Here is an 11,339-nt window from a genome sequence, read left to right on the forward strand (position 1 = left end):
AAAAACTATGCCTCGACAAAAGGGAGAATGAAAATGACGAGTATTACGATTACTAAAGGAGCAGTAGATACGCCACTTTATCTAAAAATGCTCAACCGCCATGGTTTGATTGCGGGAGCTACTGGAACAGGGAAAACCGTTACCTTAAAAGTGATAACTGAAAAATTAAGTCAGCAAGGGATTCCGGTGTTTCTAGCAGATATCAAGGGAGATCTTTCAAGTCTTGCCAAAGCGGGACAGTGGACGCCAAAGATGGAAGAGCGCTATAAGCTCCTAGGTATTACAGATCCTTTTGAACCTCAAGCTTTTCCAGTTCGCTTATGGGATGTCTTCGGTCAAGCTGGCCATCCGGTCCGTGCAACGATTGAAGGAATGGGGTCTCTTTTGCTAGCTCGCTTGCTGGACCTCAACGAAACGCAAACAGGGATTTTGGCCATCGTCTTTAAATTAGCTAAGGAAAAAAATTGGCCTTTGATTGATTTGAAGGATTTACAGAGCCTTTTGAAAGAAGTGTATGACCATGCCTCAGAATATTCTGCCCAGTATGGAAATATCAGTAAACAATCAGTGGGAGCTATTCAACGAAGCTTGTTAGTGCTAGAACAAGAGGGAGCAGATCAATTCTTCGGAGAGCCAGCTTTGGATTTTCAAGATTTTATGCAATTGGATAGCAGTGGACGAGGCTATATCAACATTCTGTCAGCAACTCGTCTCTTTAACTCCCCTAAGCTCTATTCAACTTTCCTCATCTGGATGTTGTCTCGTCTCTTTGAAACCTTGCCAGAAGTTGGAGATCTAGAAAAACCAAAATTTGTCTTCTTCTTTGATGAAGCCCACCTCTTGTTTAATGATGCAAGTAAGCTCTTCCTTGAAAAAGTTGAGCAAGTCGTTCGCCTCATCCGGTCTAAAGGAGTAGGGATTTACTTTATTACGCAGAATCCTCAAGATCTGCCGGAGTCTGTATTGGCACAGCTTGGGAATCGGGTTCAACATGCCTTGCGCGCCTATACGCCAAAGGAAATGAAGGCCATCAAAGTTGCTGCTCAAAGCTTCCGACCGAACCCAGATTTTGATACGGAAACTGTTTTGACGGAGTTGGGAACAGGGGAAGCTCTGGTTTCCTTCCTAAATGAAAAGGGACAACCAAGTGTGGTTGAGCGTTCTTATATTTTATCTCCACAATCCAGTTTTGATTTGTTAAACGAAAGTGAACAGTTGGCTTTGATTACCAGCTCTCCTTTCCATCAAAAATATGCCGTTCGAGTCGATAATGAATCAGCTTATGAAAAATTGACTGAAAAATCTGCTAGAGAAGAGAACGAAAAGGAACGGGAAGAGGAAGAAAAGACGAGAGTTGCAGAAGAGAGGGCCAGCCAAAAACGGAGCCCAGGCCGTCCACGGAAATCTAGTTTAGAAAAGGCCAAAGATTCCTTTATCAGTTCCTTGTTCCGTACCATTGCACGCGAATTTGCTAAATTGATTATGGGCTCCTTTAAGCGCAAATAAGACAGTCAAAATCGGATGGATTCCTAGAAACATGGGGAAGGATTGAGCTTGGGATTGCTAAAAGAGTTTCTGCCAGAAGAAATCGTTTTCTAATCCAGAAATACCTTGTTATTTTAAAGAGAATCTTTTATAATTAACTTCATATGAAAAAAATATTTAATGTTCGATCGATCATGATTGTTTTGGGGATTTTATTATGTATAGGAGGAGTTGGAGCATTAACTTACCTCCATATACATCAAGCTTCGGCTTTACCGCTTGCTCAAGAGGGAACGACAGCTCAATCAGTCGAGTCAAAGCAAGAAAAGCAGCCTCTTCAACCTCCCCGTGTTAAAACTCCTGAGGAGAAACAAGCAGTCCTCGATCAGGACCGTGAAACTATGGAGTATCTGGGCCTCGTCTATGATTATGCCAATAAAGGCTTGGTCGAGGTTGTACAAGACTACATGGCTGAAAATGGAATTGATCCTTCTCAAATCACCTTTACCTATAAAAATCCTGCTACAGGCCAACAATTTTCGATGAATGAGTTGCAGCCGATGACAGCGGGAAGTACTTATAAACTGCCCCTAAATATGTTAGTCGTGGATGAAGTCGATGAAGGGAAGTTAAACTTAACGGATGAATTTGATATCACCAATACTTACTACGAGTACCTTGGAGAGCACGATAATTATGTAGCTGCCTTTGGTGGAACCATGACTATCCCAGATATGCAGCGTTATTCTCTTGTGTATTCAGAAAATACGCCGGCCTATGCCTTGGCCGACCGCTTTGGTGGCATGGACAATGTCTATAGGAAGTATGAAAAATATGGAAAATCCCGTGCAGAAATAAAAACCATTAGTCCCGAAAACAAAACGACATCTGATTACTATATTCAAGTCTTGGAGTATCTTTGGAATCATAAAGAAAAGTATGGGACCTTGCTAGAATTGATTGGAGAGTCCTTCCCAAATGAATATTACAAACGGTATTTACCAGATTTAGTCATTCAGCAAAAACCTGGTTATGTAGCGGAAGCCCTCAATGTCGAAGCCATTGTTTACGAACAAACACCCTATCTCATCTCGATTTTCACAGCTGGCCTAGGGGGGACAACTCCAGAAAGTACGGAGATTAGTGGCTATGGTCTTCATTTACTTGGTCAACTCTGCTATGTGATCAATGAATGGCACCGTGTAAATGTCAATTAAGTAATTAGAACCTTTCCCAAGATAGTTTTGGGAAGGTTTTTTCTTTGCAAAATGATTGTTTATTGATTAAAAACTTATTGACAATCTTTGAGGTCAGCGAATAAATATGATATAATAACTAAAGAACCTAAAGAAAGAATAGAAATGATTACAAAAGAAGATTATCAGTTGATTCGATCCCATCCAGCTTTCTCTGAGATTCCAGTTGAAAAATTTGATAAATTAGCTGTAGAAATTCATTATAGAGAAATTCCAAAGGGACAAATCCTATTTTTTGCTGGTGATAAGCGCGATCGGATCTTTTTAGTGGTAGAAGGTTATGTCCGTATTGAGGAGTTTGATTCTTCAGATACCTTCTCGTATATGGATTACATCAAAGAAGGAGCTGTCTTCCCATACGGTGGTATGTTTACAGATTCAAATTATCACTATACAGCCACTTCCATGACAACGGTAAGATATTTCAGTATCCCTGTTCAGCTTTATGAGGAAATTGTGCAGTCCAGTATGGATCAAGTTCTCTTTATTACAAGAAAACTTTCAAAAATTCTGGAATTCCAGGAGTTACGGCTTCGGAATGTGGTGGCAGCCAGTGCCAGTGATCGTGTGATCCAATCCTTAGCACTACTCTGTAAGGATTATCAAAAGTTTGGTTCGACCATTCCTTTTCCAATGAGTATGAAAGAATTGGCCAGATTAGCTGCGACGACTAGAGAAACCGTCAATCAAGTATTAAAGAAGCTCCTAGAAGAGGAAAGAATCGAATACAAGCATAAGAAATTAACCTTTCTTGATCTTCCTTTCTTTTTAAATAGTTTTGAAGAAGCCTAATAGGGCTTCTTTTATTTTCTATCAAAATCTTTTAAAAGTTTTAAAAATCAAATAAAAAATATTTACCCGTAAAAAGAATATATATAGCAAAATATCCAAAGAAAGCGGTTCATATTTCATAAAATAAGGGTTGTATTTAAAAAAATGTCAGATTCTTTGCATTCGTAATGGAAGATTGACTGTGAAAGCGGTACCAATTGGTGATAAAATGAAACCTGTAAACGGGATTAGCTAAGCTAAACCGCGAGAAAAAGGAGGACTATAAATGTCTACACACCCAATTCATGTTTTCTCAGAAATTGGAAAACTGAAAAAAGTTTGTTTGCACCGTCCAGGTAAAGAGTTGGAAAACTTGATGCCTGACTATCTTGAACGTCTTCTTTTTGATGATATTCCATTCTTGGAAGATGCTCAAAAAGAACATGACGCATTTGCTGAAGCACTTCGTAACGAAGGAATCGAAGTACTTTATCTTGAGCAGTTGGCTGCTGAGTCATTGACTTCACCAGAAATTCGCGATCAATTTATCGAAGAATACCTTGATGAAGCGAACATTCGTGGACGCCAAACAAAAGTTGCGATCCGTGAATTGCTTCACAGCATTGAAGACAACCAAGAATTGGTTGAAAAAACAATGGCAGGGGTTCAAAAAGCTGAACTTCCAGAAATTCCTGAAGAAGCAAAAGGATTGACAGACCTTGTTGAATCTGATTATCCATTCGCTATCGACCCAATGCCAAACTTGTACTTCACACGTGACCCATTTGCTACAATTGGTAATGCAGTATCATTGAACCACATGTACGCAGATACACGTAACCGTGAAACATTGTATGGTAAATACATCTTCACATACCACCCAGTCTACGGTGGAAAAGCAGAACTTGTCTACAACCGTGAAGAAGATACTCGTATCGAAGGTGGAGATGAGTTGGTACTTTCTAAAGATGTATTGGCAGTTGGTATCTCACAACGTACAGATGCTGCATCAATCGAAAAATTGTTGGTAAACATCTTCAAGAAGAACGTTGGCTTCAAGAAAGTATTGGCCTTCGAATTTGCTAACAACCGTAAATTCATGCACTTGGATACAGTATTCACAATGGTGGACTACGATAAATTCACAATCCACCCAGAAATCCAAGGTAACCTTCGCGTCTTCTCTGTAACTTATGAAAACGAACAATTGAAGATCGTTGAAGAAAAAGGTGATTTGGCTGAATTGCTTGCTGAAAACCTTGGTGTTGAAAAAGTTACTTTGATTCCATGTGGAGATGGCAACATCGTTGCTGCTGCGCGTGAACAATGGAACGACGGATCAAATACTCTTACAATCGCACCTGGTGTGGTAGTCGTATACGACCGTAACACTGTTACTAACAAGAAATTAGAAGAATACGGACTTCGTTTGATCAAGATCCGCGGAAGTGAATTGGTTCGCGGTCGTGGTGGACCTCGTTGTATGTCAATGCCATTCGAACGTGAAGAAATCTAATCATCCTTCTACAGGTTAGACGGGCTCAGTGTCTAAACTGAGCCCTCTAAACTGAATGACAGGATCTTATCATGCATAATTAAAGGAGATAATTAATGACAACTTCAGTATTCCAAGGACGTAGCTTTTTAGCAGAAAAAGACTTTACACGTGCAGAGTTAGAATACCTTATCGGACTTTCAGCTCACTTGAAAGACCTTAAAAAACGCAACATCCAACACCACTACCTAGCTGGTAAAAACATTGCGCTTTTGTTTGAAAAAACTTCAACTCGTACTCGTGCAGCCTTCACTACTGCAGCCATCGACCTTGGTGCTCACCCAGAATACCTTGGTGCAAACGACATCCAACTTGGTAAAAAAGAATCTACAGAAGATACTGCAAAAGTTCTTGGACGTATGTTTGACGGTATTGAATTCCGTGGTTTCAGCCAACGCATGGTTGAAGAATTGGCTGAATTCTCAGGTGTTCCAGTATGGAATGGTTTGACTGACGAATGGCACCCAACACAAATGCTTGCTGACTACTTGACTGTTCAAGAAAACTTTGGACGTCTTGAAGGTTTGACACTTGTGTACTGTGGTGACGGACGTAACAACGTTGCTAACAGCCTTCTTGTAACAGGTGCTATCCTTGGTGTGAACGTACACATCTTCTCACCAAAAGAACTCTTCCCAGAACAAGAAATTGTTGAATTGGCAGAAGGATTCGCAAAAGAAAGTGGCGCTCATATCTTGATCACTGAAGATGCTGACGAAGCTGTGAAAGGTGCAGATGTACTTTACACTGACGTTTGGGTATCTATGGGTGAAGAAGACAAATTTGCAGAACGTGTTGCCCTTTTGAAACCTTACCAAGTAAACATGGAATTGGTTAAGAAAGCTGATAACGAAGACTTGATCTTCTTGCACTGCTTGCCAGCTTTCCACGACACAAACACTGTTTATGGTAAAGACGTTGCTGAAAAATTCGGCGTAGAAGAAATGGAAGTTACTGACGAAGTGTTCCGCAGCAAGTATGCTCGTCACTTTGACCAAGCTGAAAACCGTATGCACACAATCAAAGCGGTTATGGCAGCTACTCTTGGTAACTTGTACATTCCAAAAGTTTAAGACTTTATAACCGTATACCAACAGCTATAGGGGCTGGACTGCTAGCTTTAGTCCTGCCCCTATTTTTTATAGAAAGGGAAAAACTATGTCAAGAAAAATCGTCGTTGCTTTGGGAGGAAATGCCATTCTCTCATCTGATCCTTCTGCAAAAGCGCAACAAGAAGCACTTGTAGAAACTGCAAAACACTTAGTAAAATTAATCAAAAACGGAGATGACTTGATCATCACTCACGGAAATGGTCCTCAAGTAGGGAACCTCTTGCTCCAACACTTGGCTGCAGATTCTGAAAAGAACCCAGCTTTCCCATTGGATTCATTGGTTGCAATGACAGAAGGAAGCATTGGTTACTGGCTTCAAAATGCTCTTCAAAACGCTCTTCTTGAAGAAGGCATCGAAAAAGACGTGGCTTCTGTTGTGACACAAGTCGTTGTTGATAAAAATGACCCAGCTTTCGTTAACTTGAGCAAACCAATCGGCCCATTCTACTCTGAAGAAGAAGCAAAAGCTGAAGCTGAAAAATCAGGTGCAACTTTCAAAGAAGATGCAGGTCGTGGATGGCGTAAAGTCGTTGCTTCACCAAAACCAGTGGATATCAAAGAAATCAATACTATTCGTACCTTGTTGAACGACGGACAAGTCGTTGTAGCTGCCGGTGGCGGTGGTATCCCAGTTGTGAAAGAAGCAAATGGTAGCTTGACTGGTGTTGAAGCTGTTATCGATAAAGACTTTGCATCTCAACGTTTGGCTGAATTGGTAGAAGCAGACCTCTTCATCGTTTTGACAGGTGTAGATTATGTCTTTGTGAACTACAACAAACCAGACCAAGAAAAATTGGAACATGTCAATGTAGCTCAATTGGAAGAGTACATCAAACAAGATCAATTTGCACCAGGAAGCATGCTTCCTAAAGTAGAAGCGGCCATCGCCTTTGTAAATGGTCGTCCAGAAGGAAAAGCAGTCATCACTTCTCTTGAAAACCTTGGCGCTTTGATTGAGTCTGAAAGTGGAACAATTATCGTTAAAGACTAATTCATGCACATGAGGAGGGGAGTAGCTCTTATTTTTACAGGATTTTGTACAAAGATTCTCCCCTTGTTTTTTCTAAAAAAGATTAGGAAAAACTAGTTTTTTAATCTTAAATATGATAAAATAAACATATAGGTAAGCGCTTTCTAAAAGTTTAACCTTTTGAAAGACTCACTCAAACTTTGTTGCGTTAGGAGGATAAACAAATGAGTGAAAAAGCGAAAAAAGGGTTTAAGATGCCTTCATCTTATACCGTATTGTTAATCATCATTGCCATTATGGCAGTGTTAACTTGGATTATTCCAGCTGGTCAATACAAAGTTGACGATGGTGGTGCCATCATCGCAGGTAGTTATGAAGCTGTGAAACAAAATCCTCAAGGGATTTGGGACGTCTTGATGGCCCCAATCAATGCCATGCTTGGTAAAGCACCAACCAGTGCAGCCATTGACGTAGCCTTCTTTATCTTGATGGTCGGTGGTTTCCTTGGTGTTGTGAACGAAACAGGTACCCTTGATGTAGGGATTGCTTCTATCGTTCGTAAATACAAAGGCCGCGAAAAAATGTTGATCTTGATCTTAATGCCATTGTTTGCCCTTGGTGGGACAACTTATGGTATGGGTGAGGAAACCATGGCCTTCTATCCACTTCTTGTACCTGTTATGATGTCTGTTGGTTTTGACAGCTTGACAGGGGTAGCCATTATCTTGCTTGGTTCACAGATTGGATGTTTGGCATCTACCTTGAACCCATTTGCGACAGTTATCGCATCTGATACTGCAGGTATCTCAAGTGCTTCAGGTCTCTTGCTTCGTTTAATCTTCTGGATTGTCATGACAGCCCTTAGCACCTACTATGTATACCGTTACGCTGATAGAATTCAAAAAGACCCAACCAAATCTCTCACCTATGCTACTCGTGAAGAAGATTTGAAACACTTCAACGTTGATAGTGGCGAAGAAATTCCTTCACAAATGAACAAGAAACAAAAACGTGTCTTGCTCGTCTTCATTTCAACATTCGTCATCATGGTTGCTGGATTTATCCCATTCAAAGATTTGGGTATTACATTCTTTGACAGCTTTAACGAGTCTCTCCATAAAGTTCCTTACCTTGGTCAATTGATCGGTAACACAGATGCTCTTGGTACTTGGTATTTCCCTCAAACAGCTATGCTCTTTGCCTTCATGGGAATCCTTGTTGGTATCATTTATGGCTTGAAAGAAGAACAAATCATTTCATCCTTCATGAATGGTGCAGCTGACCTCTTGAGTGTTGCTATTATCGTAGCAGTAGCACGTGGTATCCAAGTCATCATGAACGACGGTATGATCACTGCAACAATTCTTCACTGGGGTGAAGAAGGACTTAAAGGTCTTTCATCTCAATTGTTCATTGTCTTGACTTACATTTTCTACTTGCCAATGTCATTCTTGATTCCATCATCATCTGGTCTTGCCAGCGCGACAATGGGTATCATGGCACCTCTTGGTAAATTCGTCAATGTACCAGCTAGCTTGATTGTTACAGCTTACCAATCTGCATCTGGTGTCTTGAACTTGATCGCACCAACTTCAGGTATCGTAATGGGAGCTCTTGCTCTTGGACGTGTTGAATTGAGTGCATGGTGGAAATTCATGGGTAAATTGGTCGTAGCGATTGTAGTGATTACCATTGCCCTTCTTCTACTAGGAACTGTGGTTCCATTCTTACAATAGAATAAAGTAGGTGTTTCATGAAAAATAGAATAAAGGACGATGTAAAAGAGCAGTTTTTAACCTCTCTTCAAACCATCATTTCTTATCCTTCGGTTTTAAACGAAGGCGAAAATGGAACACCGTTTGGACAAGCTATCCAAGATGTCCTTGAGAAAACGTTAGAAATTGCTCAAGAAATGGGCTTTCAAACCTATCTAGATCCTGAAGGATACTATGGATATGCAGAGATCGGTCAGGGGGAAGAACTCCTGGCCGTTCTTTGTCACTTGGATGTTGTTCCAGCCGGTGATTTAGAAGATTGGCAAACGCCACCTTTTGAGGCGACTTTGAAGGATGGATGGTTGATTGGGCGTGGGGTACAAGATGATAAGGGGCCATCCCTTGCGGCTCTTTACGCAGTTAAGAGTCTTCTGGACCAAGGAGTTGCATTTACCAAACGGATCCGCTTTATATTTGGTACAGACGAGGAAACTCTCTGGCGCTGTATGAATCGCTACAATCAGATAGAAGAAAAGGCAGATCTTGGCTTTGCTCCGGATTCCTCTTTCCCATTAACCTATGCTGAAAAAGGCTTGCTTCAAGTGAAGCTGCATGGACCAGGCTGGGAAGATCTTTCTTTGCAAGCTGGTCGTGCCCTCAATGTGGTTCCAGATAAGGCGACTTATAAGGGGCAACGCTTAGAGGAACTCTTACCTGTGATCGAGCAAAGTGGTGTGAACTATACAGAAGAAGCAGGAGCAGTGACTGTTCTTGGTCTTTCTAAACACTCGAAAGATGCGGCTGAAGGTGTCAATGCCATTGTCGGCTTAGCGGAAAGTCTCTCCTTAATCCAGCCTCACCCAGCTCTACTCTTTATAGCAGATGCTGTTGGACAAGATGCGACAGGGGCAGCTCTCTTTGGTGAAATCAAAGATGAACCAAGTGGTGCTCTTTCCTTCAATATTGCGACCCTTTTCATTGATGAAGAACGATCTGAAATCGGGATTGATATTCGGATCCCTGTCTTAGCGGATAAGGAAGCTTTAGTAGAGCGATTAACTGAGGTGGCAGCTAGTTACCAACTTCAGTATGAAGAGTTTGATTATTTAGCTCCACTTTACGTTCCATTAGATAGTCCATTGGTAAGTACTCTGATGAAGGTCTACCAAGAAGAAACAGGGGATCAAACCCCAGCTATGTCTTCAGGAGGAGCAACCTTTGCTCGAACTATGGAGAATTGTGTGGCTTATGGGGCACTTTTCCCAGGTGCAGAACAGACCGAGCACCAGGCTAATGAACGAGCGAAACTGGAAGATTTATATCGTGCATTGGAAATCTATGCAGAGACCATCCGACGGTTAGCGACAACATAAAAAGTTTAGAAACTTGGTTGCCAAACTTTCAGATTGAAGACAAAGTCATTAGAACATAAGCGCTTTTTGTCAACTGTAGTGGGTTGATGAAAAGTTATAACTTGGAGAGGACCAACTTGGTTCTCTCCTTTTTGCTGTTCAAAGCAATGAGAACTCTAGTTTTAAAGTTGTCAAAGTTCCGGAAGCCAAAAGCATTTCGCTTGATGACTCTTATGTGCCATCTCAAAGAACTGGTTGATCAAAATTCTCAATTTATCATCTCTACTCATCCCCCTATCCTATTGACTTTTCCATAAGCTGAAGTGACGGGACTGGAGCACAACTGTTCAGTAACTTGATTAAGTGGTTTCTTCTAACCATCATCACGTTTGGAATCTATGGCTTCTAGTTAACTATCAAAATGGAGCAATGGATTGTGAAACACACTCATCATGTTTAAACATTAAAACGGTATCTTCTTTTCGAGGAGATATCGTTTTTTCTTCTTCGGATAAGGAAACAAAAATTCTTCCTTTCTCTATCTTTTTAATTAATTGATTTCTTTAGAGAAAGACTGTACAATTTTTGATATAATGTAAAGGATGGACTGACGGATATTTAAGGGATAATTTTCAAAAGAATAGCAGGTGAAAATTAAAAATATGTAAGATTGGACAGAAGTCTCTCTACCATCATCCATGCAGAAACAAAATTATATAAAATAAAAGGAGTAACCAATGACCAGAAACTATTCAACACGGGAATTCCGTGAGAAATTATATGATGACCTTCATGTTCGATTAAGAGATACAGTGATTTTAATGTGTTCGATTTTTATTGCCTCTATAGGTCTAAATATAAATTCAACAGCTGTCGTTATTGGAGCCATGCTGATTTCCCCTCTTATGACACCGATTATTGGACTGGGGTTTGGTTTAGCTATTTTTGATACGCGTTTAATCAAGCAATCTCTAGGGGTTTTATTTACTCAAGTATTGGTCAGTTTGCTTGTCTCGACTCTATATTTCTGGATTTCTCCCTTATCTTATGCAAGTAGCGAATTGATTGCACGAACCTCTCCAACCATTTGGGATGTTCTCATTGCTATTGCGGGTGGGATAGC

General features: G+C 40.7%; 9 protein-coding genes and 2 pseudogenes. 10 read left to right on the forward strand and 1 reads right to left on the reverse strand.

Annotation, left to right across the window (positions count from 1 at the left end; genetic code table 11):
• The first annotated feature begins 33 nt into the window (after positions 1 to 33).
• From D8785_RS07970 to D8785_RS08005, 8 genes are all read left to right on the forward strand, one after another.
• Complete coding sequence (locus tag D8785_RS07970) at positions 34 to 1,506, forward strand: helicase HerA-like domain-containing protein (protein WP_125375081.1); 1,473 nt, start codon at positions 34 to 36, stop codon at positions 1,504 to 1,506.
• A 143-nt stretch (positions 1,507 to 1,649) separates the two neighbouring features.
• On the forward strand, positions 1,650 to 2,702 hold the full coding sequence (locus D8785_RS07975) for a serine hydrolase (RefSeq protein WP_125375082.1): 1,053 nt from the start codon (positions 1,650 to 1,652) through the stop codon (positions 2,700 to 2,702).
• Between the two features lie 144 nt (positions 2,703 to 2,846).
• Positions 2,847 to 3,533: a Crp/Fnr family transcriptional regulator gene (locus D8785_RS07980; protein WP_125375083.1), complete on the forward strand. Its 687-nt coding sequence runs from the start codon at positions 2,847 to 2,849 to the stop codon at positions 3,531 to 3,533.
• Between the two features lie 265 nt (positions 3,534 to 3,798).
• On the forward strand, positions 3,799 to 5,028 hold the full coding sequence (gene arcA / locus D8785_RS07985) for an arginine deiminase (protein WP_023022688.1): 1,230 nt from the start codon (positions 3,799 to 3,801) through the stop codon (positions 5,026 to 5,028).
• A gap of 95 nt (positions 5,029 to 5,123) precedes the next feature.
• Complete coding sequence (gene argF / locus D8785_RS07990; RefSeq protein WP_023022690.1) at positions 5,124 to 6,140, forward strand: ornithine carbamoyltransferase; 1,017 nt, start codon at positions 5,124 to 5,126, stop codon at positions 6,138 to 6,140.
• An 85-nt stretch (positions 6,141 to 6,225) separates the two neighbouring features.
• The gene (arcC, locus tag D8785_RS07995) at positions 6,226 to 7,170 is read left to right on the forward strand and encodes a carbamate kinase (RefSeq protein WP_048789627.1); all 945 of its coding nucleotides are present in this window, start codon (positions 6,226 to 6,228) and stop codon (positions 7,168 to 7,170) included.
• A 203-nt stretch (positions 7,171 to 7,373) separates the two neighbouring features.
• Complete coding sequence (locus D8785_RS08000; protein ID WP_117744030.1) at positions 7,374 to 8,885, forward strand: YfcC family protein; 1,512 nt, start codon at positions 7,374 to 7,376, stop codon at positions 8,883 to 8,885.
• Positions 8,886 to 8,902: 17 nt separating this feature from the next.
• A complete protein-coding gene (locus D8785_RS08005; RefSeq protein ID WP_125375084.1) occupies positions 8,903 to 10,237 on the forward strand; it encodes a dipeptidase in 1,335 nt (444 codons plus the stop codon).
• 94 nt (positions 10,238 to 10,331) lie between these two features.
• On the opposite strand, the pseudogene D8785_RS08010 reads toward D8785_RS08005, so the two are convergent.
• Positions 10,332 to 10,451 (reverse strand): annotated as a pseudogene (locus D8785_RS08010) (hypothetical protein); the annotation flags it as partial.
• A gap of 90 nt (positions 10,452 to 10,541) precedes the next feature.
• On the opposite strand from D8785_RS08010, the pseudogene D8785_RS09890 reads away from it, so the two are divergent.
• Together D8785_RS09890 and D8785_RS08025 are read left to right on the forward strand one after the other, a co-directional pair.
• A pseudogene (locus D8785_RS09890) lies at positions 10,542 to 10,625 on the forward strand (DUF898 family protein); the annotation flags it as partial.
• Between the two features lie 328 nt (positions 10,626 to 10,953).
• The coding region (locus D8785_RS08025) for a DUF389 domain-containing protein (protein ID WP_142999349.1) at positions 10,954 to 11,339 on the forward strand (386 nt) is incomplete at its 3' end.

Source organism: Streptococcus australis (genome assembly GCF_003943615.1).
Taxonomy (GTDB): Bacteria; Bacillota; Bacilli; order Lactobacillales; family Streptococcaceae; genus Streptococcus; species Streptococcus australis_C.